Source organism: Arthrobacter sp. B0427-1-12, from assembly GCF_059092905.1.
Map to the genome: position 1 here is coordinate 25,550 of NZ_JBNHIC010000003.1, position 23,687 is coordinate 49,236.

The window sequence follows — 23,687 nt, forward strand, 5'->3', positions numbered from 1 at the left end:
GCGATGACCGCATTCCACGAACGCGATACCCACCTGTCCGGACCCGTCCTGGTGATCGGCGCGGGACTGCTCGGGGCCAGCATCGGCCTGGGCCTGCGCGCCCGCGGCATCGACGTCGTGCTTTCCGATGTCTCGCCCTCCACGGAGGCCGTGGCCGTGGACATCGGGGCCGGCCGTCCGCTGGGTTCCGCCGATGAATCCTTTGCCCCCGAACTGGTCGTCGTTGCCGCGCCGCCGGACGTGACCGCGTCCCTGGTGGCGCGGGCGCTCGCGGACTATCCGGACGCCGTCGTCATCGACATCGCCAGCGTCAAGGCTTCTGTCCTGGCCGAACTGCAGGCCGGCGGCGGCGATCTATCCCGCTACGTTGGAACCCACCCGATGGCGGGGCGGGAGAAATCCGGTCCCGTGGCCGCCCGCGGCGAGCTTTTCACCAGCATGACCTGGGTGCTCTGTCCGGCGGAGGGAACGTCGCCGGGCGCCCTCAAGATGGCCGAAGCATTGGCCATTGACCTGGGCGCAGTCGTCGTCCGGATGCCGGCGGATGAACACGACCAAACCGTGGCGCTGACGTCCCACCTGCCGCAGGTGGTCTCCTCCCTGGTGGCCAGCCGCCTGCAGGAAACACCACCCCATGCGCTGGCGCTGGCCGGCAACGGACTGCGGGACGTGACCCGGATCGCTGCCAGTGATCCCGGGCTGTGGGTGCAGATCCTCGGCGCCAACGCCTCGAAGCTGGTGGACATCCTGTACGGAGTCCGCGCGGACCTGAACCGGCTGATCGGTACGCTGGAGAATCCGACGGCGAAAGGCGCCCGGCTGGACCTGGCGCAGCTGATTTCCGAAGGCAATGCCGGCCAGGCCCGGATTCCGGGCAAGCACGGTGCGCCGCCGCAGTCCTTCGCACGGCTGACCGTCCTGGTGGACGACCGTCCCGGGCAGATTGCCCGGCTGCTGACGGAGATCGGGGAGATCGGGGTCAACCTGGAGGACCTGCGCCTGGACCATTCGCCCGGGCAACCGGTTGGTCTGGCCGAAATCTCCGTGCTGCCGAGCAAACGGCAGGAACTGACTGAATCATTGACCGGACGCGGTTGGAAGGTTGTGCAATGACATTGGCCCTGGAAGAGCTCGCCGCCTATCGACTGGGCAAGCCGCTGGTCGTGGCCATCGACGGGCCGTCCGGCTCGGGGAAGTCCAGCGTGAGCCGGGAGGCGGCGCGCCGCCTGCACGCCGCCTATCTGGATACCGGTGCGATGTACCGGGCCGTCACCTGGCACTGCATCGACACCGGTGTGGATCTTTCGGACGCGCAGCAAGTGGAACGGGCCGCGCGGGAGCTGGACCTGGCCATCGCCGTCGACCCGGACCGGGAAGAGGTGCGGGTCGCCGGCACGGATGTGACCCAGGCCATCCGCGAACCCTCCATTTCCTCCGCGGTCAGCGCCGTGGCCACGACCATGGGCGCCCGGGCCGAGCTGATCCGCCGCCAGCGGCAGATCATCGTGGAGGCACGCCAGCGCATCGTCGTTGAGGGCAGGGACATCACCACCGTCGTCGCTCCCACCGCCGAGGTGCGGATCCTGCTGACCGCCAGCGAGGAGGCACGGCTGAGCCGGCGGGACGCCCAGCTGGGCGGAACGCAGAACGCGGACCAGCTGAAGGACCAGGTGCTGGCGCGGGACGCCAAGGATTCCAGGGTGGTCAATTTCCGGCAGGCCGCGGACGGCGTGGTCACCATCGATTCATCGGAGCTGGACTTCGAGCAGACCGTCGAAGCGGTGCTCGGCGTCGTCACCGGTACCGCGGGCTAGGTGCGCGTCCGCGTACCCGTCCCGCTTCACATGACATCAACAACAGGAAGGCGACCATGAGCGAGAAATTATCCCGCAGCGCCGCTCGCGACGACTCGGCAGCCAGCGGATCTGCCGGCGAGGAGTATCTGCCCGAGGGCGAGGACCACATCGCCGAACACCTCGAGGCCCTGGACGACGCCGAGGCTGAGCGCCGGGCCGAGTCCCTGCGGGCCGGCCTGGCCGACTATGAACTCGACGAGGAGGATGCGGCTCTGCTGGCCGGACTCGGCGAGGAACCCGAGGAAGAGGGCCCGCTCCGGCTGGACCCGGTGCTGGCCATCGTGGGCCGGCCGAATGTCGGAAAATCCACCTTGGTCAACCGCATCCTCGGCCGCCGGGAGGCCGTCGTGGAGGACACGCCCGGGGTTACCCGTGACCGCGTGACCTACGCAGCACACTGGAGCGGACGGAACTTCACGCTGGTCGATACCGGCGGCTGGGAGCACGACGCGCGCGGCATCCATGCCCGCGTGGCCGACCAGGCGGAGATCGCCGTCGACATGGCCGACGCCGTGCTCCTGGTGGTCGATTCCAATGTCGGCGCCACGGCCACCGACGAGGCTGTGGTGCGGATGCTGCGGCGCAAGAAGAAGCCCGTCATCCTGGTAGCCAACAAGGTTGACGATATGGTGCAGGAGGCTGACGCCGCCGCGCTGTGGTCCCTGGGCTTCGGCCAGCCGTACCCCGTCTCCGCACTGCACGGCCGCGGCACCGCCGACATGCTGGACGCCGTGCTGGAGGTCCTGCCGGAGTTCTCCGCCTATGGCGGTCTGGAGCGCACCGGCGGCCCCCGGCGCGTAGCGCTGATCGGCCGTCCCAACGTCGGCAAGTCCTCGCTGCTGAACAAGCTGGCCGGCAGCGAACGTGTAGTGGTCGACCCGCAGGCCGGAACCACCCGCGATCCGGTTGACGAGATGATCGAACTCGGCGGGCGGACCTGGCGCTTCGTCGATACCGCCGGCATCCGGCGCCGGGTCCATATGCAGCAGGGGGCGGATTTCTACGCCTCGCTGCGGACCCAGTCCGCGCTGGAGAAGGCGGAGGTCGCCGTCGTGCTCCTGGCGGTCGATGAGGTGCTCAGCGAACAGGATGTGCGCATTCTGCAGCTGGCCATCGATTCGGGCCGCGCGCTGGTGCTCGCCTTCAACAAGTGGGACTTGCTCGACGACGAACGGCGCCGTTACCTGGAGCGCGAGATCGAGCAGGACCTGGCCCACGTGGACTGGGCACCGCGGGTCAACATTTCCGCCCGGACGGGCTGGCATAAGGACAAGCTGGTGCCTGCACTGGACCGGGCGCTGGAATCCTGGGACAAGCGGATTCCAACCGGCAAGCTGAATGCCTTCCTTGGCGAACTCGTGGCAGCGCATCCGCACCCGGTCCGCGGCGGCAAGCAGCCGCGGATCCTGTTCGGCACGCAGGCCTCGGCCCGCCCGCCGAAGTTCGTACTGTTTACCACGGGATTCCTGGACCCGGGGTACCGGCGCTTCATCACCCGCCGGCTGCGCGAGACGTTCGGATTCGAGGGCACACCGATCGAGGTGAGCATGCGCGTGCGGGAGAAACGCGCCCGCAAGCACTGACAGGGGCTCCCCGGTGGTCCGGCAGGTCATGGGCGCGCCGGGAGCCGCGGTGGTCAAAATGTCTTCGGATATGCTGTAAACTCGTGGAGGTGGTTCAGCCGGGATGATTTCCGCTGGACAACGGGTTGTGGCGCAGCTTGGTAGCGCACTTGACTGGGGGTCAAGGGGTCGCAGGTTCAAATCCTGTCAACCCGACGCGAAGGGAAGTCCCCGCGGTCGCAAAGACCGCGGGGACTTTTGCGTTTGTAGGGCAGGCACCTGTGCATATACTTTCAGAGGTGACCCGTTGGGCAACCGTCAGTCCGCTGTTTGAGAAAGGTCTTCCATGAGCGACGTTCCCGCAGATCTGCAGTACACCGCCGAACATGAGTGGATCGGCGAAGCCGAAGACGGCATCGTCCGCATTGGCATCACTGACTTCGCCCAGGACGCACTCGGCGACGTCGTCTACGTCCAGATGCCCGAACCCGGTTCCACCATCTCGGCTTCCGATGTGGTCGGTGAAGTCGAATCGACCAAGAGCGTAAGCGACATCTACGCTCCGGTCTCCGGCGAGGTCGTGGCCAGGAACGAAGCCCTCGACTCGGATCCGTCGCTGGTCAACTCCGATCCGTACGGCGAAGGCTGGCTGATGGAAGTGCGGCTTGAGGACCCCTCCGTGCTGGAAAGCCTTCTCAGTGCTTCGGAGTACGAGCAGCAGGTAGGCTAGGACTACCGGTTCAATAAGCGCGGTTCAGCAATCGTCATGGCCAGCCGGTCCGGGACCGGTTGGCCATTACCAATTCAACGGGAGGACTACCCATGGTGGGCGACAGCAGCACAGCTGCAGGTAAAGAACGGAAAGTGGGCGCGGAGCCCGTTCCGGCCAACGAGACGACGTCGATCAGTCTCCCGCCCCTGCCGCAGGCTGCCACCATCGAACCGAAGCTCAGCCCCGAGGAACGGGCGGCCGTAGCGGCGCTGCCAGCCGGCTCGGCTCTGCTGATCGCCCACAGCGGCCCCAACAGCGGCGCGCGCTTTTTGCTCGACCAGGATGTCACGACGGCAGGGCGCCACCCCAATGCGGATGTGTTCCTCGACGACGTGACCGTCTCGCGCCAGCATGCCGAGTTCCGCCGGACACCGGGCGGTTTTTCCGTGGTGGACACCAGGAGCCTCAACGGCACCTATGTGAACGGCGACCGCGTGGACAGCGTCAACCTCCGCACCGGAAACGAAGTCCAGATCGGCAAGTTCCGCCTGACGTTCTATGCCGCAGGTGTACCCGCCCCGTCCGCTACCAAGGTGCAGGATTAACAACAGTGCCAGCTTCACAGCCTGCGCGCCGTCCGCTGGGCGCAGCGAGGGACCGCTTCCACAGCGGCGTCCTGAACATCGGGCAAGTCCTTTCTGAACTGCGTGAGGATTTCCCGCAGATCAGTGCCTCCAAGATCCGTTTCCTGGAGGAGAAGGGCCTGATCAGCCCGCAGCGCACACCCGCGGGGTACCGCAAGTACACGGTCCAGGACGTTGAGCGCCTGCGGTTCGTCCTGGCGCTCCAGCGGGACCAGTATCTGCCGCTGAAGGTCATCAAGGATTACGTCGACGCGATCGACCGGGGCGAACGCCCGGATTCCCTGCCCGGGGGCATGACGCTGGCCCCGCGGATGGTCTCGGACCAGCTTGCGGACGAACTGGCGGGCAAGTCGCGGATCATGACGCTCGCCCAGCTGACTGCGGATTCCGGTGCGACGCCGGAATTCATCCGGGAGCTGATGAGCTTCGGCCTGATCGGCGATCTGGACGGGCAGTACGACGAGCATGCCCTCAGGGTCGTTAAGGCCTGCCGGCAGCTCGAGGCGCACGGTCTCGAACCGCGCCATCTGCGTACCATCCGCGCCGCAGCCGACAGGGAACTGGGGCTGGTGGAACGGGCGGTTGCCCCGACCGCATCCCGGAAGGACGTCGCGTCCAAGGCGCGGGCGGCGGAGGCTGCCCGCGAAATCAGCGACCTCTGCCTGAGCCTGCACACCGCGCTGGTGCACGGACAGATTGCCCGCATGGACCGCTGAGCCGCCGGGCTCCGGCCGGGTGCCGGCCCGTTGACAGACTGACCGCTGAATGGAGGACTTCACATGCTGGAAGTAGACGTCGTCGGAGTTCGGATCGAACTTCCCTCGAATCAGCCGCTTGTCTTGCTCAAGGAGACCCACGGGGACCGGCACCTGCCGATCTGGATCGGTGCCCCCGAGGCCAGCGCCATCGCCTTCGCGCAGCAGGGAATCGTTCCACCCCGTCCCATGACCCACGATCTGCTCTGCAATGTGGTCCATGCGCTGGGCCGCTCCATCACCCAGGTGCAGCTGGTGACGGTCCAGGACACCGTTTTCCACGCGCGGCTGGTGTTTGACGACGGCACGACGGTCAGTGCCCGTGCTTCCGATTCGATCGCCATAGCCCTGCGCATTCCCTGTCCCATTTACTGCGCCGAGGAAGTCATGGACGACGCCGGCGTGCGGATCTCCGAAACCCAGGAAGAGGAATCGGAACCGGAAAGCGAGGAAAGCGCTGAGACGGAGATGAAGCGTTTCCGTGAGTTCCTGGCGGACGTGGAACCCGAAGATTTCGAGAACTGACCGCGCGACACGCCTGGGCGAATGGCGCAGGATCTTTGCCCAACGGCTCCCGCGGGCCTAACGTGGAATCACAAGGTTTCCGTTGCACCGGCCCGTATCTCCATGCAGACTTAGATGGAGCTCTCCGCAGGTGCGGCTAAGGCCGACTTCCCTTTGGGGGGACTAAGACGAGGAGGGTACACGTGAGTCCGAAAGGCAACGCCGGCAAGCTTTCCCATGCCGCGGCACCGGGCGCGGCCATTCCGGCCAGCGCCCAGGGCTTGCTGTTCACCGAAGACCTGCCCGTGCTCGATGAAGACGCCGGGTACCGTGGTCCGACGGCCTGCAAGGCTGCAGGCATCACCTATCGGCAGCTCGACTACTGGGCGCGGACCGGACTGGTCGAACCGGCGGTCCGCGGAGCCTCAGGCTCCGGGTCGCAGCGGCTGTATGGCTTCCGCGACATCCTGGTGCTCAAGGTGGTGAAGCGGCTGCTGGACACCGGTGTCTCGCTGCAGCAGATCCGCACCGCGGTGGAACACCTGCGTGAACGCGGTGTCGAAGACCTGGCCCAGATTACCTTGATGAGTGACGGCGCCAGTGTCTACGAGTGCACGTCCGCGGATGAGGTCATCGATCTGGTCCAGGGCGGCCAGGGGGTCTTTGGCATCGCGGTGGGGCGGGTCTGGCGCGAGGTCGAAGGCAGCCTTGCGCAGTTGCCGAGCGAACACGCGGTGGACCAGGAATTTCCCGACGACGAGCTGAGCAAGCGCCGGGCGGCCCGGAAGATCAGCTAAGGCGTGGTGTGCGGCTGCGCTGCCGCCCGGAGTCCAGCAGGCTCCTGAGCAGCTCATCGAACAGTGCGGACGACTGCCTGGCCAATTCACCGGGCCAGTGGTGCACAGCGTGCGCAGCCCCCTGCACCTGCTGCCAGTTAAGCTGGTCGGGGATGATGGGGGAGAGCAGCAACTGGCCGAACATCCGCCTCATTTCGGCGAGCCGGTAGGTATGCTCGCCGGAATCGGAGCGGACACGGTTCGCGATGACGCCGGCGGTGGACAGATTCGGCGCGAACTCCCGCCGGAAGAGTTCGATGGCACGCATTGTCCGTTCCGTGCCGGCGACCGAGAACAGGGCAGGTTCCGCAACCAGCATGACGCGGTTGCTGGCCGTCCACGCGATCCGGGTCAGGCCATTGAGCGAGGGCGGGCAGTCCACGAGCACCAGGCCATAGCGGCCGACCCGCGAGAGCAGAGTGTCCAGTCTGCGCAGGTCCCGGCGGCCCAGATCCGGCCGGTCATAGATGCCGGAGAAGGCCGATCCCATCGCCACATCAAGGACCGGTGCGGCACCCGCGGGGTTGCTGCGCAAGGCGGCTTCCGTTGTCACCCAACGGCTGGGCACGACGTTGGCCGCAAGATCCGCCTTCCGGGCTGTCCTGAGCAGCTGCCCGATGTCCAGGTGCCCACGGACACGGACGGATAGTCCGGTGGTGGCATCGGCATGCGGGTCCAGGTCCACGACCAGGGTTGGAATTCCCGCTGCGAGTGCAGCGGACGCCAATCCCAGGGTTACCGACGTCTTGCCGACGCCGCCCTTGAGGCTGCTGATGCTCACTACCTGCACTTGATAAACCGCTGCCTAACCTGTGTGCCCAAGATCCAGGCATCATCATATGTTCAATGCTGCAGGTTCCGAATTCCGGGGCCGGTTGCGGCCAGCGGCCGAAAGACTGCCCTCGCCGACGATGCCCTTCGGAGCGGGCCGCGAATTGTAGGATTCGCCACAAATACTGGTTGGTTCGTCATGTAGGACGGACAATTTGTATCGGATGGCATACCTCCGTGAGACTGTCATCACGTATTCTTACCGACCCCGTAAAGATGCAGGAGAGGCATGTTCTCGAAGATATTGGTAGCGAACCGCGGTGAAATCGCCATCCGCGCGTTCCGCGCCGGCTATGAGCTGGGCGCCAAGACCGTAGCGGTCTTCCCGCGCGAAGACAGGAATTCCATCCACCGCCAGAAAGCCGACGAGGCCTACCTGATCGGTGAGGAAGGCCATCCGGTCCGGGCCTACCTTGACGTTGACGAGATCGTGCGCGTCGCCAAGGACGCCGGCTGTGACGCGATCTACCCCGGATACGGGTTCCTCTCCGAGAACCCGGACCTGGCTCGTGCGGCTGCCGCCGCGGGCATCACCTTTGTCGGTCCTCCCGCGGAAGTACTCGAACTGGCCGGGCACAAGGTGCACGCCCTGGAGGCGGCTCGCAAGGCCGGTATTCCGGTGCTGAATTCCAGCGCTCCCAGCGCCGATGTGGAGGAGCTGCTGGCCGCCGCCGACCAGATCGGCTTTCCGATCTTCGTCAAGGCCGTAGCCGGCGGCGGCGGCCGGGGCATGCGCCGGGTGGATACCCGGGAAGCGCTGCCTGAAGCCCTCAATGCCGCCATGCGCGAGGCCGGCACGGCGTTCGGCGATCCGACCGTGTTCCTGGAGCAGGCGGTGCTGCGCCCGCGGCACATCGAGGTGCAGATCCTGGCCGACGCCGAAGGCAATGTCATGCACCTGTTCGAGCGCGACTGTTCGCTGCAGCGCCGCCACCAGAAGGTGATCGAGATCGCCCCCGCCCCGAACCTGGATGAGAATATCCGCCAGGCGCTGTACCGGGATGCGGTCAAGTTCGCGAAGGCGCTGAACTACACCAACGCCGGTACGGTCGAATTCCTGGTGGATACGGTGGGTGAGAGGGCCGGCCAGCATGTTTTCATCGAGATGAACCCGCGCATTCAGGTGGAGCACACGGTGACCGAGGAGGTGACCGACGTCGATCTGGTCCAGGCCCAGCTGCGCATCGCCGCAGGCGAGACGCTGGCGGATCTGGGACTGAGCCAGGACACGGTTTTCCTCAGGGGCGCCGCGCTGCAGAGCCGCATCACCACAGAAGACCCGTCCAACGGCTTCCGGCCCGACGTCGGACAGATCACAGCGTATCGTTCGGCTGGCGGCGCCGGCGTGCGCCTGGACGGCGGCACCGTCTATGCCGGGGCTGAGATCAGCCCGCATTTCGACTCGATGCTGGTGAAGCTGACCTGCCGTGGGCGGGACTACAAGCAGGCGGTCAGCCGGGCCCGCCGCGCACTGGCGGAATTCCGCATCCGCGGGGTGTCCACCAATATTTCCTTCCTGCAGGCGGTCCTGGAGGACCCGGACTTCGTCGCCGGCAATGTGGCCACGTCCTTCATCGATGAACGTCCGGAACTGCTCAAAGCCCGGGTCTCCGCCGACCGCGGGACCAAACTGCTGACTTGGCTGGCGGACGTGACGGTCAACAAGCCACACGGCGAGCTGCAAGTCCACGTGGACCCGGCGGAGAAGCTGCCCGCACCCGTCCGCAGGGCCGGCGATGCCACCGGGACCCAGCTTGCGGTTCCGGCGTCCGGATCCCGCCAGCGCCTGGCGGAACTCGGTCCGGAGCGCTTCGCCGCCGAGCTGCGGGCCCAGACGCCGGTAGCGGTCACGGACACCACCTTCCGGGACGCCCATCAGTCCCTGCTGGCCACGCGGGTGCGGACCCGTGACCTGGTCGCTGCCGCGCCGGCCGTGTCGGTGCTGACCCCGCAGCTGCTGTCCGTGGAGGCCTGGGGCGGCGCCACCTACGACGTCGCCCTCCGGTTCCTCGGCGAGGATCCCTGGGACCGCCTGGCGGCGCTGCGGCGGGCGTTGCCCAATATCTGCATCCAGATGCTCCTGCGCGGCCGCAACACGGTCGGCTACACCCCGTATCCGCTCGAGGTCACCGAGGCCTTCGTGCAGGAGGCGGCCGCCACCGGCGTCGATATTTTCCGGATCTTCGACGCGCTCAACGATGTGTCCCAGATGGAGCCGGCCATCAAGGCGGTCCGGGCCACCGGTACTGCCGTCGCGGAAGTGGCGCTGTGCTACACCGGCGACATGCTGGACCCGGCCGAGAAGCTGTACACGCTGGACTACTACCTGGAGTTGGCGCAGCGGATTGTCGACGCCGGCGCGCACATCCTGGCCATCAAGGACATGGCCGGGCTGCTGCGCCCGGCCGCGGCCGCGAAGCTGGTCACCGCGCTGCGGGAGAAGTTCCCGCTGCCGGTCCACCTGCATACCCACGACACTGCCGGCGGCCAGCTGGCCACGCTGCTGGCCGCCGTGGATGCCGGGGTCGACGCCGTCGACGTCGCCAGTGCGTCCCTGGCCGGGACCACCAGCCAGCCGTCCGCATCCGCGCTGGTGGCGGCGCTGGCGCACACGCCGCGCGACACCGGGATCAGCCTGGAGAACATCAGCGCGCTGGAACCGTACTGGGAGGCGGTGCGCCGGGTCTACGCCCCGTTCGAATCCGGCCTGCCGGGTCCCACCGGGCGCGTCTACACCCACGAGATCCCGGGCGGCCAGCTGTCCAACCTGCGGCAGCAGGCCATCGCGCTGGGCCTGGGCGAGCGGTTCGAAGCGGTCGAGGACATGTACACGGCCGCGGACCGGATCCTCGGCCACTTGGTCAAGGTCACCCCGTCCTCGAAGGTCGTCGGCGATCTGGCGCTGCAGCTGGTCGGCAGCAACGTGGATCCGGCGGACTTCGAGGCGAATCCGCAGAACTACGACATCCCCGACTCGGTGATCGGCTTCCTCAACGGCGAGCTGGGCGACCCGCCCGGCGGCTGGCCTGAGCCGTTCCGGACCAAGGCGCTGCAGGGGCGCAGCTTCAAGCCCCTCACGGCGGAGCTCAGCGACGCGGACCAGGCCGCGCTCAAGGGGGACTCCGCTACCCGCCGCAGCACGCTGAACCGGCTGCTTTTTGCCGGGCCGGCGAAGGACTATGCGAAAACCCGGGAAACCTACGGTGATGTTTCGGTTCTGGACACCCGCGACTACCTGTACGGCCTGCAGCGCGGTTCCGAGCATGTCATCCAGCTGGAGAAGGGCGTCCGCCTGCTCGCCACGCTCGGCTCCATTTCGGAACCGGATGAGAAGGGCATGCGCACCGTAATGTGCACGCTGAACGGCCAGCTTCGTCCGGTCACGGTCCGGGACCGCAGCGTCGAAAGCGATGTCAGGGTCGCCGAAAAGGCCGACGCATCCAACCCCGGCCACGTCGCGGCTCCCTTTGCCGGCGCCGTCACGCTCACGGTCAAGGTAGGCGACACGGTCAAGGCCGGGGACACCGTGGCCACCATCGAGGCCATGAAGATGGAAGCCTCGATCACGGCTGCGGTGGGCGGCACCGTCCAGCGCCTGGCTATCGACGGGGTGCAGCAGGTCCAGGGCGGCGACCTGCTGCTGGCCATCGACGCAAGCTAGCGCCGCGGGCCCCGGCCGAGCTTGCGAGGCTGGGGGAAGGCGCGACGCGCTAGTAGGTCCCGCTGCCGCGGGTGGCGCCTTCCCGGTGCCGCCCGCGGCTAGACTGCCTAGCGTGACTCATTTTGATCTGGCCATCATCGGCTCCGGCTCCGGCAACTCCCTGATCACCCCGGACTGGGACGGCAAGCGGGTCGCCATTATCGACGGCGGCACCTTCGGCGGAACATGTCTGAACGTTGGCTGCATCCCGACCAAGATGTACGTGTATCCGGCCCAGCTTGCCGCCGCAGCCGCCGAAGCCGGGCGCCTGGGCGTGGATGCGGCAATCGCCGCGGTGCACTGGCCGCAGATCCGCGACCGGATCTTCGGACGGATCGACGCGATCTCCGAGGCTGGGAAGCGGTACCGCGACGTGGAACTGGACCATGTCACCCTCTATACCGAGAACGTGCGGTTCACCGGACCGAAGAGCCTGGTCACGGAGTCGGGCGAGGTTATCGAGGCAGACCAGATCGTCGTGGCCGCCGGTTCCCGGCCCAGGCTGCCCGCGACCCCGGGCCTCGACCTGCCCCAAGTCCACACCTCGGACACCGTCATGCGGCTCGATGAGCTGCCGGACCGGGTGCTGGTCGTCGGCGGCGGCTACATTGCGGCGGAGTTCGCCGCTATCTTCGCCGGTTTCGGTTCCCGGGTCACGCAGATCAACCGCTCCATCCAGCTGCTGCGCTCGCAGGACGATCTGGTGTCGGAGCGATTCACCGTCGAAGCCGCCAAACGCTGGGATGTCCGCCTCGGCTATGAGCTGTCGCACGTGGCCGCGAACGACGACGGCAGCGTCCGGGCCGTGCTGACCGGCACCCACGGCGGGGCCACCCAGGAACTGGATGCCGACGTCGTCCTTTTCGCCGCCGGCAGGATCCCCAATACGGACCGGCTGGACGTTGCCGCGGCCGGCTTCGATCTGGCGCCCGACGGGCGCTTGCTGGCCGACGAGTACCAACGCGTGCTCGCGGACGGGGCGCCGGTGGAGGGCGTGTGGACCTTGGGCGATGTCAGCAGCGAGTACCAGCTCAAGCACGTGGCCAACCACGAGGCCCGGATCGTGTCCCACAACCTGGTGAATCCACAGTCGCTGCGTGCGCGGGACCACCGCTTCGTTCCCGGCGCTGTGTTCACCTCGCCGCAGATCGCCAGCGTCGGGATGTCCGAAGTCCAGGCGCGCGTGGACGCCGCGGGCCGCGGCGTGGAGATCGTCACGGCGGTGCAGGAGTACGGTTCGACGGCGTACGGTTGGGCGATGGAGGACACCACCGGCTTTGTGAAGCTGGTGGCGGAGAAGGAGTCGGGGCTGCTGCTCGGCGCGCACATCATGGGGCCCGAGGCCTCCATGATCATCCAGCCGCTGGTCCAGGCCATGTCCTTCGGCCTGGACGCCAGGACGATGGCGCGCGGACAGTACTGGATCCATCCGGCGCTGACCGAGGTCGTGGAGAACGCGCTGCTGTCCCTCGACGTGGCGGTCAGCGACTCCCAGCCGATCTAGCCCTGGCTCAGCGCGAAGTGGACGTCATCCCGTAGATGTCATCGAGCACCGACGCATAATCGGCGAGCACCTGGGCCCGCTTGACCTTCAGCGACGGGGTCAGGTGGCCGCTGGCCTCCGTGAAGTCCTGCGGAACGATCCGGAACTCCCTGATGGCTTCGGCCCGCGACACGGCCTGGTTCGCTTCGTCGATCAGGGCCTGCATCGCAGCGCGGACCTTGTCGTTTCCGGCTGCCTCCGCCATGGGCATGGCGGCTGGGAGCCCGTTGCGTTCCAGCCAGCCCGGAAGGGCCTCCTCATCCAGCGTGATGAGGGCGGAAATGAACGGCTTGTGGTCACCGACCACTACGCACTGCGAGACCAGGGCATTGGCCCGGATGGCGTCCTCCAATGTTGCCGGGATGACATTCTTGCCGCTGGCCGTCACGATGATTTCCTTCTTGCGGCCGGTGATCTTCAGGAATCCGTCCTCGTCCAGCTCGCCGATGTCCCCGGTACGGAACCACCCGTCGTCGAACGCCTCCGCGGTGAGGTCCGGCCGCCCGAAGTAACCGCGGAGCACGCAGACACCCTTGGCGAGGATCTCGCCGTCGTCAGCGATCCGCACGGCATTTCCGGGAAGCGGGGCGCCCACGGTGCCGATCTTGATCAGGCGGGGGGTGTTCACGGACACTGGAGCCGTTGTCTCGGTCAGTCCGTAGCCTTCAAGCACCGTCACGCCGATGCCGTGGAAGAAGTGCCCCAGCCGCTCGCCCAGCGGCGCGCCGCCGGAGACGGCATACTTGACGCGCCCGCCCAAGGCCTCGCGGATCTTGCGGTAGACGAGCCGGTCGAAGAGTGCATGCTTGAGCTTGAGGGCCAGGCCCACGGAGCCTTCCTGCTGCGCCCTGGACCAGTCGATGGCCGCCTGCGCGGCGGCGGCGAAGATTTTCCCCTTGCCGTTGTCCTCGGCTTTCAGCAGCGAACTGTTGTAGACGCGTTCGAACACGCGCGGGACGGCCAGGATGAAGTCAGGGCGGAAGCTTTGCAGATCCGGCAGCAGGTTCTTCACATCCGGAGTATGGGCGACGGTTACCCCGGCCGCTACGCACAGGACGGAGATGAACCGGGCAAAGACGTGGGCCAGCGGCAGGAACATGATGGTCCTGGCGTCCCGGCGGGCAATCTCCGGCAGGGCCGCAGCGGCGTTGTCTGCCAGCCTGACGAAGTTGCCGTGGGTCAGTTCGCACCCCTTGGGGCGCCCGGTGGTGCCAGAAGTGTAAATGATGGTGGCCAGGTCCTCCAGTCCCGCCGTGGACCGGGCGCGCTCGAGGACATCCCCGCCGACGGCGGCGCCCGCCTCCCGGAGCGGGTCCAGCCCGGCGCCGTCCAGTTCCCAGACATGCCGGAGGGCGGACAGATCCGCTGAAATACCCGCCGGGGAATCCGCCAGGGCGGCCGCCCGCCGGACCACGTTTCCGTGCCGGGCCGATTCCACGAACGCGGCCACGGCACCGGAATCCCCGAGGATCCACGCCACCTGGCTGGGGGAGGATGTTTCATAGACGGGAACGGAGACGGCACCGGCGAACCAGATGGCAAAATCCACCAGCGACCATTCGTAGCGGGTGCGGGCCATGATCGCCACCCGGTCCCCGGGCTGGATGCCTGAAGCAATCAGGCCGGTGGCCAGGCGCTGTACATCCGCCAGGAAGTCGGTCGCACTGATGTCCTGCCAGTTTCCCGCGGCGTCCCGGCGTGAAAACAACGCCGGATTTTCCGCCGCCCCGGTATGCCGGAGCACCAGGTCTGTGATGTTGGAGTTCGCCGGGGTGTCCACCAAAGTGGGAATGCTGTATTCGCGCACGATAGCTCCTTCGATACCTGCCGTGGACCACGGTAGACACCAGCGTACACCAGCCCGGATGGCCTCTACCCGCTGGTAACTTACGGATCCGCAACGGTCCCTCGCGGGCCGGCGGCGTCCTAGAATTGGACGTGATGCCAGCCCCACGCCGCTTCCCGCCCCGGTTCCGTCCGCGCCGGCTGAACCGTACCCTGGGGCGGCCGTGGCTGCCTTCAAGGTTGGGCATGTCCCCGCCGCAGCCGTACCGGGGGATGCATCCGAACCTGCCGCTGCGGCTGGGCCGGCACGGCAACGCCATCGGGATCGACATCGGCGGGACGAAGGTCGCCGCCGGGGTCGTCGATAACGGCGGCAGGATCCTCGCCAGCGCCCGGCGGGACACTCCGGGTCATGATCCGCGGGAAGTCGAGCGGGTCATTGCCGAACTGGTGGCCGAGCTTTCGGCCGGCCACCGCATCGGGTCCGTAGGTATCGGCGCCGCCGGCTGGATGGACACCAGTGGCAGCACTGTGCTCTTCAGTCCGCATCTGGCGTGGCGCAATGAACCGCTGCGGGGCAACCTGGAACGGCTCCTGCGGCGGCGGGTGCTGATCGTGAACGACGCCGATGCCGCCGCCTGGGCGGAATGGCGCTTTGGCGCCGGGGCCGGACAGAGCCGCCTGGTGTGCGTGACGCTGGGCACCGGTATTGGCGGTGCCATGATCATGGACGGCCGGCTGGAACGCGGCCGCTACGGTGTGGCCGGAGAGTTCGGCCACCAGATCATCATGCCGCAGGGGCTCCGCTGCGAATGCGGAAACAGGGGTTGTTGGGAGCAGTACGCTTCCGGGAACGCCCTGGGCCGGGAGGCCCGGGAGCTGGCGGCGGCCCGTTCGCCAATGGCTCAGGACCTGCTGGACGCCGTGGACGGGGACGTGGAGGCCATCACCGGTGCGCTGGTGACCCGGCTGGCCCTTGCGGGCGACCCGGCCTGCATTGAGCTCATCGAAGAAGTCGGCGACTGGCTGGGACTCGGCCTGGCCAACCTCGCCGCTGCGCTGGATCCCGGCAAATTCGTGATTGGCGGCGGCCTGTCCGCGGCCGGGCGGCTCCTGCTTGAGCCGGTCCGGCGGTCGTTCGCACGCAATCTCACGGGCCGGGGTTTCCGGCCCGCCGCCGCCATTGATCTTGCGGCGCTGGGGCCGGAGGCGGGGATGGTCGGCGCGGCGGACCTGTCACGGGTTTCCGTTCGAAGGTAACGGCCGGAACCCCGGCGGCCGGGGCTGCTCAGACGACGGCGCCGTCGTCGTCGTCATTCTCCCGGTGCTGCGGAAGGCGGTAGACGAGGTAGCCGACCGAGGCGATGAAGACGGCCACGATGCCGACAATGGCAGCCGCCGGCAGGCTGCGCCAGAACATCGACGCCAGCAGCAGGGCAAGCGGACCGCCTGCCGCGCCGATCCAGGCCAGGACAACCATCGGATCCCCGGCGCCCAAGGGGGGAGGCTCGGGCGGGATGAAACCTTCCTCCCCATCCTCGGCGGCCACATAGTCCCGGGGTCCGCCGGGCGGGGTTACGGCCCTGCCCGATTCGGGCGGCTGGGCACCGGTGGGTTTGGCAGCCGGGGCGGGCCTGATCAGCGGCTGGTTGGCGAAGATCGCCCGAACGCGCTCGCCGGCATCGGAGCCGCCGTGGGCGGAACCGCCGGGACCGCTGGAAGGCGGGCCACCGCCGTCGGCCGGTTTGAGTCCTGCCGGTCCGGTGTTTTCCGGCCCGGCAGCGCCAGGGGCCCCCCGGCCGGTCCGGCCGTCCAGAGGGCCCTCGGTGGGGCCGGCGTCCGAGTCCAGGCTGGTGAGCTCATCCATGCTGGGCGTCTGCTCAAGCCGCGCCACAAGGTCCCGCCACACCTCGTCCTCGGTGGATCCATTGGAGCCTGGCTCACGTCCGCTCATGGTCGGCTCCTGCAGTGAGCGTGTGGATGAAATCTGCGGAGCGCTCGAAGATCAGCGGAGCGTCATGGTCGATCGTGGCCACGTGGTAGCTGTTCTTCAGGCGCACGATGTCCAGCTGGCTGGTGCCGATATGGCGCCGGATCAGTTCCACGCTGCTCTCCGGTACCACGTTGTCCGTTTCCGATCGGAAGAGCAGGGTTGGCACGGTGACCCGGGGAAGGCAGGCGATGGTGCTGCGGAACAGCAGGTAGAGCTGGTGCACCGCGGCCACCGGAGTGCGCTCATAGGCGCCCTCGTCCATATTTTCCTTGCTGATGCTGTTGGCGATCGGCGGAACCGAACGGATGAAGTACTTCAGCAGGCCAGTGTATGGCGCGCGCCGGTCGTAGAAAGTCAGGCCGGGATTGACGACCACGACGCCGGCAACGGGCTGGTGGGCGGCCAGGCGCAGGGCGAGGGTGCCGCCCATCGAGAGTCCGGCCGCGACGACGGTGTCGGTCACTTCGCTCAGTGCCCGGTAGGCACGTTCATACTCCTGGTACCACAGCTTCCAGGGAGTGCGGGCCAGATCCTGCCAGGTCGTGCCGTGGCCGGGAAGCAGCGGCAGCCGGACAGCGTAGCCCTGCTGCGCCAAATACTGCGCCCAATCCAGCATGCTGGACGGAGAACCGGTGAAGCCGTGGCTCAGGACCACGCCTGTCCGTGCGTTGGGGCCATGCCCGTCACTGGCGAAGGCTTCGGCGCCCGCAATCGTCGTCATAGGTATATGGTGTCACTGCCCGGCGGGAATCTCACACCGGCTCGTCCGCTGCATGGGCGCAGGCCGAATGCACGCGCCGGTAAGGTGGCATAGTGTGGTTGCGTCGGAGTTGTCGACGTAACTTTCGGCGTAACTTACGGCGAAACTGTCCGGACGTGGAGGGCTGGCAGCGTGTTCTACTGGGTCATGAAACGGATATTCATTGGTCCGCTGGTGAAACTGCTGTTTCGTCCTTGGGTTAAAGGACTGGACAACATCCCCGACGGCGGCGCGGTCCTGGCCAGCAACCACCTGTCTTTCTCGGATTCCATTTTCCTGCCGTCGGCCGTGCCGCGTCCGGTGGTTTTCCTGGCCAAATCCGAGTACTTCACCGGCACGGGCCTCAAGGGCAAGCTCACGGCCCTGTTCTTCAAGCTGACCAACCAGATCCCCATGGACCGTTCCGGCGGTGCGGCCTCCGCCTCGTCCCTGACGGCCGGGTTCGGCGTCCTTGAAAGGGGCGGCCTGCTGGGCATCTATCCGGAGGGAACACGCAGCCCTGACGGGCGGCTCTACCGGGGCAAGACAGGGGTGGCCAAGCTTGCGCTGACCGCGGGAGTGCCGGTGGTTCCAGTAGCCATGATCGGCACAGACAAGGTCCAGCCGATCGGGCGCCGCATTCCGAACATACGCCGGATAGGCATCATCATCGGCACGCCCATGGACTTCAGCCGCTACAAGGGGCTTGCCGAGGACCGTTTCGTCCAGCGTTCGGTGACGGACGAGATCATGTATGAATTGATGCGGCTGTCCGGCCAGGAGTATGTGGACGTGTACGCCAGCACCGTCAAGGAAAAGCTGGCGGCGGCCCGGAAGGCCGGTAAGTCCGGCGAGGAAGCCCGCAAGGCCGCGGTGCGGATGCCCCCGGAGGAACCGGAGGCACCGGAGGAAGCGGAAGCAGGCAAAGCGCCGGGCAGTATCACCGTGATCGGTCCAGCGGCTGGACTCCCTCCCGACGGCAGGCCCGGTCCGCAGGCACGCAACACCGAAAAACGGGACGACGGCGGCAGCCCGGCTGCGGAGGCGGGCGGCGCAGAAGGCGTCCCGGGTCCGGCAGCCGACGGCAGCGGATCCGAAGGTCCCGGTCCAGTGCGGGGCGGCGCAGCCTAGCTTAATCTGCGCCTATATGACAGGCGTATGTGCCAGCGTTACGATGCCGGACGAAGCAGCCTGGAATTGCCATTACCCTTAAATGGTGACTGAAACAACGACTTCCGGACAGCAGATTCGTTCCGCCGCCGCCCCGGGCGCGACCACCTATCCGGGACTGGATGCCTGGCGTGAGCTCCCGAAGGTCCAGCAGCCGACCTGGCAGGATCCGCAGGTCTTTCAGTCCTCGGTCGCCGAACTTTCCTCGCTCCCGCCCTTGGTCTTCGCCGGCGAGGTGGACATTCTGCGCGAGCGTCTGGCCGCGGCAGCCCAGGGCAAGGCGTTCCTGCTCCAGGGCGGCGACTGCGCCGAAACCTTCGAGGGTGCTACCGCGGACAAGATCAGCGCCCGTGTGCGGACGATCCTGCAGATGGCCGTGGTGCTTCAGTACGGCGCGTCGCTGCCCGTGGTGAAGATGGGGCGGATGGCAGGCCAGTTTGCCAAGCCGCGCTCGTCCAATGATGAAACCCGCGAAGGCGTCACCCTTCCGGCCTACCGCGGGGACATGGTCAACGGGTTCGATTTCACTCCTGAGTCCCGCGGGCACGACGCTTCCCGGCTGGTCCGGGCGTACCACACCTCCGCCTCCACGCTGAACCTGATCCGTGCCTTCACGCAGGGCGGGTTCGCCGACCTGCGCCTGGTGCACCACTGGAACAAGGGCTTTACCGCCAATCCTGCGCACTCGCGCTACGAGTCCCTGGCCCGCGAAATCGACCGCGCGGTCAGGTTCATGGATGCCTGCGGTGCCGATTTTGATGCGCTGAAGCGGGTCGAATTCTTCTCCAGCCATGAGGCACTGGTGCTGGACTACGAACGCGCGCTGACCCGGATCGACTCCCGCACGGGACTGCCCTATGACACATCCGGCCACTTCCTCTGGATTGGGGAGCGGACTCGCCAGCTGGACGGCGCCCACGTGGACTTCCTGTCCCGCGTGCGCAACCCCATCGGCGTGAAGCTGGGTCCGTCCACCACGCCCGATGACGCCCTGGCGCTCATCGAGAAGCTGGATCCGCACCGGGAACCGGGCCGCCTGACGTTCATCACCCGCATGGGCGCGGGAAACATCCGGGAAAAGCTGCCCAACCTGGTCCGGAAGGTCACGGAATCCGGGGCGCAGGTGCTGTGGGTCTCCGATCCCATGCACGGCAACACAGTCACGTCCCCCAACGGCTACAAGACCCGCAACTTCGACGACGTCATCAACGAGGTCCGGGGGTTCTTCGAGGTGCACAATTCGCTGGGAACATTCCCCGGCGGGCTGCACGTAGAGATGACCGGCGACGACGTCGCCGAATGCCTGGGCGGAGCGGATCCGATCGACCAGGAAGCGTTCCTGGAACGCTACGAGTCAGTCTGCGATCCGCGGCTGAACCACATGCAGTCGCTGGAGATGGCCTTCCTGGTGGCCGGAGCCCTGGCCAAGCGCTGAGCCGGCCCCTGGCCTTAGACGACGGTCAGTGTGATCAGGGATCCCTCGGGCACGCTTTCGACCACCGGATCCTGGGCCCGGACCGTGCCGAAGAAACCGCCCAGGATTTCGTCCACTTCCACCCGGAAGCCGAGCCGTTCGAGCTCACGCCGGGCCTGGTTCACCGGCTGGCCGATGAAGCTCGGTACTTCGACCATCCGCGGGCCTCTGGAGATCGTCAGCGCCACCGCATCCCCACGGTTCAACCGGCCGCTGTCCGGGCGCTGGGCTGCCACCGCTCCGGCCGGAACATCGCGGTCGTAGACGGTTTCCGGGGCGATTGAGGCCCTCAGGCCGGCGTCCGCCAGCTCCTGGACAGCCTCATCCTGGCTCATTCCGGTCACCACGGGAACGTCGATGGGCTCCGGCCCCAGCGAGACGACCAGGTTGACGGGCGTGCCGCGACGGACCTGGTCGTCCGCCCGCGGTTCCTGGGCGACGATCAAGCCGGCCGCCACCGTTTCGTCGTAGGCTTCAGTCACCTGCCCGAGGGTGAGCCGGATCTCACGGAGATCTTCGGTTGCTGCGCCGACGTCCTTCTGGAGCAGGTTGGGAACTTCGAAGAGTTCGGGGCCCTTGGAGACGACCAGGACGACAGGCTGGAACTTCCGGATCATGGCAGGCGCCTCGGGCTCCGAACGTACCACCAGGCCGTTTCCGATGTTGTCATCGAAGGCTTCCTCGGTCCGGGACGATAATCCCAGTCCGGCCAACACCGCCTGTGCTTCGGAGACCGGCCGGTTGGAAACGTCCGGAAGTTCGACGGCGGCCCCAGGGCCCGAGCCGAAGAACCACCCGCCGGCGGCGGCCAGCACCGCCAGGACGGCGAACAGGGCCATCCAGAGGGCCGCGCGCCGGCGAGGATTGCCGCGGCGCAGGCTGTGTTCGGGGCGTTGTGCTGCCCGCGCCTGCCGCTTCTGGTAGGCCTTGAAGTCCTTCCGCGCCAGCCGGTCCTGGGTCCGCCGGCTCAGCTGCCTGCCCCCGCCCGGGCTGAAGCCGCCGCCGGCATCGCCTGCGCCGCCGGTGTCACCGGCGCCTCCAAGGCCGGCTTGGCGGAGGTCCGGCAGGGCCTGCGTGGGATGGTGGCCAGCGGCGATTACCGCGGTGGGATGGTCCGCGCCGCGGATGACTTCGGTGGACTGCGGCCTGGGCGCGGGGGAGAAGACCACTTCGGTTGCCGCGGCCCCGGTAATCCCGTGTGCGGGGGCGGTACCGCCGTCGAAGTCCAGTTCCGCGTCGCTGAGGGCTGTCCGGATATGCCGCAGTTCGCCCAGCAGCGCCGTGCCGTCCACAGGCCTTTCCTCCGGATCCTGGGCAGTGCACCACTGGACCAGTTCGTCCAGGTCCCGGGCCAGGCCGGGGATGACCGCCGACGGGGCGGGTACGGTGGAATGGACGTGCTGGAAAGCGATCTGGATCGGAGCCTCTCCGGAGAAGGGCTGGCGGCCGGTCAGCATTTCATAAAGCATGATCCCGGCCGAATAGATGTCCGAGCGGGCATCGGCCGCGGCGCCGGTCACGAGTTCGGGGGCAATATAGGCCACCGTCCCGACGAGGGTCGCGGTGCTGGTATTGGCCGTTACGGCGCGGGCCAAGCCGAAATCCGCGATCTTGATCCGGCCATCGGCCGCGAGCAGGACATTCTCCGGTTTGACATCGCGGTGGATCAGTCCGGCGGCATGGGCCGCGGCCAGCCCTTCGATGACCGGGTCCAGCAGTGCCAGCGCCTGACGCGGGGACAGCTGGCCCTGGTCGTCCAGCAACGCCCGCAGGGTCCGGCCGGGTACGTATTCCATCACGAGGTAGGCCAATGAACCGTCGGTGCCCTGGTCCAGGACACCGACGACGTGCGGGTGGGACAGCCGGGCAGCGGACTTCGCCTCGCGTTCGAACCGCTCCAGGAAGCTGCTGTCCTCGGCCAAATGCGGGAACAGCACTTTGAGGGCGACGTCGCGCTCAAGGCGTTGGTCCGTGGCCAGATAGACGGTCGACATGCCGCCGCGTGCCAGGCGCGACTTAATGAGGTAGCGCTGGTCGATCACAGCGCCTGTCAATGAATCCGTTCCGCGTTCCTGCACTCTTAAATCCTAAGTGTTGAACGCAAACGGGCCCGGATCGCTAGATCCGGGCCCCTGCGGCAACCGCGGCGGTTGCCCCGATTGTCCAGTGTGTTCTAGAACCGCGCCTGGTGGGACTTGACGGAGGCGACGTAGTTCTTAGTGTCCTCGAACATGCCGTGTGCCTGGACCGAACCCTGGCCCTGGTAGTAGGAAGCGATGGCGTCGTCCATGCTGTCGGTGCTGCGCAGGAGGGCGCTGATGATGGCCACGCCGGCCGTTGCATTGTCGTAGGGGTCCAGCAGGTTCAGCTCACGGCCGACCAGCTCCGAAGCCCACTGGCCGGAGGACGGAATCACCTGCATGGCGCCGATGGCGTTGGCGGGGGAGACCGCCTGCTGGTTGAAGCCGGATTCCTGCCAGGAGAACGCCTGTGCCAGCGAGGGGTCGACACCCATCTGCACGGCGGTGTCCCGGACGATGGCCTGCATCTGCTCCGGGCTCGGGGCCGGCATCGACAGCAGCGTCGCCTTGTTCTTGTTGGCATCGGCGACGACGTCGGCCGGGTAGGTGTAGTGCAGGAAGGTCGAGGGGACCAGGTCCATGGCATGGCTGGCTACGGCACCGCCCGGAACCGAAAGTTCCTTGCCGGGGTAGATGACGCTGTTGGCGCTCAGATTATTGGCCTGCATCAGTTCGCCCAGCCCGACATTCAGGCCGGCAGCGATCGACGTCAGGGTGTCGCCTTCCTCGATGGTGTACTTTCCACCGGTCTCTGTGGAGGCGGCCTGGAAGGTGGCCGGCTGGCTGGACGCCGTCGTGACGGACGCAGCAGCAAGTCCGCCCCCGCCGACCGTGAACTGCTGACCCGGGTAGATGACCGAATTCATGGACAGACCGTTGTCAGACAGGAAGGTGGCCAGGTCGAGCCCGTGCCGGGCTGCGATGGCCGTAGGCGTATCGCCGTCGACCACGGTGTAGGTGGAGGCTGGGGCAGCAGCACCGGCGGGAGCAGCACCGGCGGGAGCTCCGCCGGCGAGCTTGATCGTCTGGCCGGGGTAGATGACCGTGTGGGCCTGCAGGCCGTTGGCGCCCAAGACGGCGCTTACATTGAGCCCGAAGCGGGCGGCGATGGCGGTGACGGTGTCCCCCGCCTCGACAGTGTAGGTATCCGGGGTGCCGGCCCGCAGGGTGGACGGCAGCATCGCCGGAACGTCGGCGGCAGGAACGACGGCGGTACGTGCGGCGCCGAGGGACGGCGCCTGCGTCGCGGGCAGGGTCCGGGGCATGAGGACGGACTTGGCCGGAACATCCGCCTGGGCGGGCTGTGCGAGCGCGACCGAAGAAAGAATTACGGCCGGGAGGGCGGTGCTGACAGCGAGCAGTCTTTTCGGCCTTGTCGGGCGCTGGGCAGTCATGGGCGTTCCTCGTCTGTTGTTGGCGGTCGGCAGCGCCGGGCTGCGGTTCACCTCGGTTGTGACTTATGTGGTTGTAGGTACAAGTGAGTCTCAAGTTGTCTGTGTGAC

At 67.2% G+C, this 23,687-nt stretch carries 19 protein-coding genes and 1 tRNA gene; 14 read left to right on the forward strand and 6 right to left on the reverse strand.

Annotated elements, in window-relative coordinates; all coding sequences use genetic code 11:
• Nucleotides 1-3: 3 nt before the first annotated feature.
• The 9 genes from AC5RWU_RS03525 to AC5RWU_RS03565 all read left to right on the forward strand — a co-directional run bounded on the left by AC5RWU_RS03525 (nucleotide 4) and on the right by AC5RWU_RS03565 (nucleotide 6,830).
• The gene (locus AC5RWU_RS03525; protein WP_494029428.1) at nucleotides 4-1,113 is read left to right on the forward strand and encodes a prephenate dehydrogenase; all 1,110 of its coding nucleotides are present in this window, start codon (nucleotides 4-6) and stop codon (nucleotides 1,111-1,113) included.
• Complete coding sequence (cmk, locus tag AC5RWU_RS03530; protein WP_494029427.1) at nucleotides 1,110-1,814, forward strand: (d)CMP kinase; 705 nt, start codon at nucleotides 1,110-1,112, stop codon at nucleotides 1,812-1,814. The genes AC5RWU_RS03525 and cmk overlap by 4 nt, the downstream gene beginning before the upstream one ends.
• A gap of 56 nt (nucleotides 1,815-1,870) precedes the next feature.
• Nucleotides 1,871-3,439, forward strand: a complete 1,569-nt coding sequence (der, locus tag AC5RWU_RS03535) for a ribosome biogenesis GTPase Der (protein ID WP_494029426.1) — start codon at nucleotides 1,871-1,873, stop codon at nucleotides 3,437-3,439.
• A gap of 121 nt (nucleotides 3,440-3,560) precedes the next feature.
• Nucleotides 3,561-3,634 (forward strand) — tRNA-Pro (locus AC5RWU_RS03540).
• A gap of 130 nt (nucleotides 3,635-3,764) precedes the next feature.
• Complete coding sequence (gene gcvH, locus AC5RWU_RS03545) at nucleotides 3,765-4,148, forward strand: glycine cleavage system protein GcvH (RefSeq protein ID WP_494029425.1); 384 nt, start codon at nucleotides 3,765-3,767, stop codon at nucleotides 4,146-4,148.
• 92 nt (nucleotides 4,149-4,240) lie between these two features.
• Nucleotides 4,241-4,735 (forward strand): FHA domain-containing protein, encoded by a 495-nt coding sequence (locus AC5RWU_RS03550; RefSeq protein WP_494029424.1) that lies wholly within the window; start codon nucleotides 4,241-4,243, stop codon nucleotides 4,733-4,735.
• Nucleotides 4,736-4,770: 35 nt separating this feature from the next.
• Entirely contained in the window at nucleotides 4,771-5,490 is a 720-nt protein-coding gene (ftsR, locus tag AC5RWU_RS03555) for a transcriptional regulator FtsR (RefSeq protein WP_494029458.1), read from the forward strand.
• Between the two features lie 63 nt (nucleotides 5,491-5,553).
• Nucleotides 5,554-6,054 (forward strand): bifunctional nuclease family protein, encoded by a 501-nt coding sequence (locus AC5RWU_RS03560; protein ID WP_494029423.1) that lies wholly within the window; start codon nucleotides 5,554-5,556, stop codon nucleotides 6,052-6,054.
• Nucleotides 6,055-6,236: 182 nt separating this feature from the next.
• On the forward strand, nucleotides 6,237-6,830 hold the full coding sequence (locus AC5RWU_RS03565; protein ID WP_494029422.1) for a MerR family transcriptional regulator: 594 nt from the start codon (nucleotides 6,237-6,239) through the stop codon (nucleotides 6,828-6,830).
• Here the strand turns inward: AC5RWU_RS03565 and AC5RWU_RS03570 are convergent.
• Nucleotides 6,823-7,659, reverse strand: coding sequence for a ParA family protein (locus tag AC5RWU_RS03570; protein ID WP_494029421.1), 837 nt, complete (start codon nucleotides 7,657-7,659; stop codon nucleotides 6,823-6,825). The genes AC5RWU_RS03565 and AC5RWU_RS03570 overlap by 8 nt on opposite strands.
• 270 nt (nucleotides 7,660-7,929) lie before the next feature.
• On the opposite strand from AC5RWU_RS03570, the gene AC5RWU_RS03575 reads away from it, so the two are divergent.
• Together AC5RWU_RS03575 and AC5RWU_RS03580 are read left to right on the forward strand one after the other, a co-directional pair.
• On the forward strand, nucleotides 7,930-11,361 hold the full coding sequence (locus AC5RWU_RS03575) for a pyruvate carboxylase (protein ID WP_494029420.1): 3,432 nt from the start codon (nucleotides 7,930-7,932) through the stop codon (nucleotides 11,359-11,361).
• 112 nt (nucleotides 11,362-11,473) lie between these two features.
• Complete coding sequence (locus AC5RWU_RS03580) at nucleotides 11,474-12,904, forward strand: mycothione reductase (protein WP_494029419.1); 1,431 nt, start codon at nucleotides 11,474-11,476, stop codon at nucleotides 12,902-12,904.
• A gap of 7 nt (nucleotides 12,905-12,911) precedes the next feature.
• Here the strand turns inward: AC5RWU_RS03580 and AC5RWU_RS03585 are convergent, their stop codons facing one another.
• Entirely contained in the window at nucleotides 12,912-14,750 is a 1,839-nt protein-coding gene (locus AC5RWU_RS03585) for an AMP-dependent synthetase/ligase (protein ID WP_494029418.1), read from the reverse strand.
• A gap of 224 nt (nucleotides 14,751-14,974) precedes the next feature.
• Between AC5RWU_RS03585 and AC5RWU_RS03590 the strand changes: the two genes are divergently transcribed.
• Nucleotides 14,975-15,988, forward strand: coding sequence for an ROK family glucokinase (locus tag AC5RWU_RS03590; protein ID WP_494029417.1), 1,014 nt, complete (start codon nucleotides 14,975-14,977; stop codon nucleotides 15,986-15,988).
• Between the two features lie 28 nt (nucleotides 15,989-16,016).
• Here AC5RWU_RS03590 and AC5RWU_RS03595 read toward each other — a convergent pair whose 3' ends face one another.
• Together AC5RWU_RS03595 and AC5RWU_RS03600 are read right to left on the reverse strand one after the other, a co-directional pair.
• Nucleotides 16,017-16,682, reverse strand: a complete 666-nt coding sequence (locus AC5RWU_RS03595) for a hypothetical protein (RefSeq protein ID WP_494029416.1) — start codon at nucleotides 16,680-16,682, stop codon at nucleotides 16,017-16,019.
• Nucleotides 16,669-17,442 carry an alpha/beta hydrolase gene (locus tag AC5RWU_RS03600; protein WP_494029415.1) on the reverse strand — a complete coding sequence of 258 codons (774 nt, stop codon included), beginning with the start codon at nucleotides 17,440-17,442 and terminating at the stop codon, nucleotides 16,669-16,671. The genes AC5RWU_RS03595 and AC5RWU_RS03600 overlap by 14 nt, the downstream gene beginning before the upstream one ends.
• Before the next feature lie 171 nt (nucleotides 17,443-17,613).
• On the opposite strand from AC5RWU_RS03600, the gene AC5RWU_RS03605 reads away from it, so the two are divergent.
• Entirely contained in the window at nucleotides 17,614-18,591 is a 978-nt protein-coding gene (locus AC5RWU_RS03605; RefSeq protein WP_494029414.1) for a lysophospholipid acyltransferase family protein, read from the forward strand.
• A gap of 82 nt (nucleotides 18,592-18,673) precedes the next feature.
• A complete protein-coding gene (locus tag AC5RWU_RS03610; protein ID WP_494036903.1) occupies nucleotides 18,674-20,065 on the forward strand; it encodes a class II 3-deoxy-7-phosphoheptulonate synthase in 1,392 nt (463 codons plus the stop codon).
• Nucleotides 20,066-20,079: 14 nt separating this feature from the next.
• Here AC5RWU_RS03610 and pknB read toward each other — a convergent pair whose 3' ends face one another.
• Both pknB and AC5RWU_RS03620 read right to left on the reverse strand, forming a co-directional pair.
• Entirely contained in the window at nucleotides 20,080-22,182 is a 2,103-nt protein-coding gene (pknB, locus tag AC5RWU_RS03615; RefSeq protein ID WP_494029412.1) for a Stk1 family PASTA domain-containing Ser/Thr kinase, read from the reverse strand.
• 95 nt (nucleotides 22,183-22,277) lie between these two features.
• Entirely contained in the window at nucleotides 22,278-23,579 is a 1,302-nt protein-coding gene (locus AC5RWU_RS03620; protein ID WP_494029411.1) for a lytic transglycosylase, read from the reverse strand.
• Between the last annotated feature and the right edge of the window lie 108 nt (nucleotides 23,580-23,687).

What these genes read in the sequence shown, in the direction of transcription:
- AC5RWU_RS03525 (WP_494029428.1), top strand. Translation starts at nt 4, where the DNA reads ATGACCGCATTCCACGAACGCGATACCCACCTGTCCGGACCCGTCCTG.
- cmk (WP_494029427.1), top strand. Translation starts at nt 1,110, where the DNA reads ATGACATTGGCCCTGGAAGAGCTCGCCGCCTATCGACTGGGCAAGCCG.
- der (WP_494029426.1), top strand. Translation starts at nt 1,871, where the DNA reads ATGAGCGAGAAATTATCCCGCAGCGCCGCTCGCGACGACTCGGCAGCC.
- gcvH (WP_494029425.1), top strand. Translation starts at nt 3,765, where the DNA reads ATGAGCGACGTTCCCGCAGATCTGCAGTACACCGCCGAACATGAGTGG.
- AC5RWU_RS03550 (WP_494029424.1), top strand. Translation starts at nt 4,241, where the DNA reads ATGGTGGGCGACAGCAGCACAGCTGCAGGTAAAGAACGGAAAGTGGGC.
- AC5RWU_RS03560 (WP_494029423.1), top strand. Translation starts at nt 5,554, where the DNA reads ATGCTGGAAGTAGACGTCGTCGGAGTTCGGATCGAACTTCCCTCGAAT.
- AC5RWU_RS03575 (WP_494029420.1), top strand. Translation starts at nt 7,930, where the DNA reads ATGTTCTCGAAGATATTGGTAGCGAACCGCGGTGAAATCGCCATCCGC.
- AC5RWU_RS03590 (WP_494029417.1), top strand. Translation starts at nt 14,975, where the DNA reads ATGTCCCCGCCGCAGCCGTACCGGGGGATGCATCCGAACCTGCCGCTG.
- AC5RWU_RS03595 (WP_494029416.1), bottom strand. Translation starts at nt 16,682, where the DNA reads ATGAGCGGACGTGAGCCAGGCTCCAATGGATCCACCGAGGACGAGGTG.
- AC5RWU_RS03600 (WP_494029415.1), bottom strand. Translation starts at nt 17,442, where the DNA reads ATGACGACGATTGCGGGCGCCGAAGCCTTCGCCAGTGACGGGCATGGC.
- AC5RWU_RS03610 (WP_494036903.1), top strand. Translation starts at nt 18,674, where the DNA reads ATGGTGACTGAAACAACGACTTCCGGACAGCAGATTCGTTCCGCCGCC.
- AC5RWU_RS03620 (WP_494029411.1), bottom strand. Translation starts at nt 23,579, where the DNA reads ATGACTGCCCAGCGCCCGACAAGGCCGAAAAGACTGCTCGCTGTCAGC.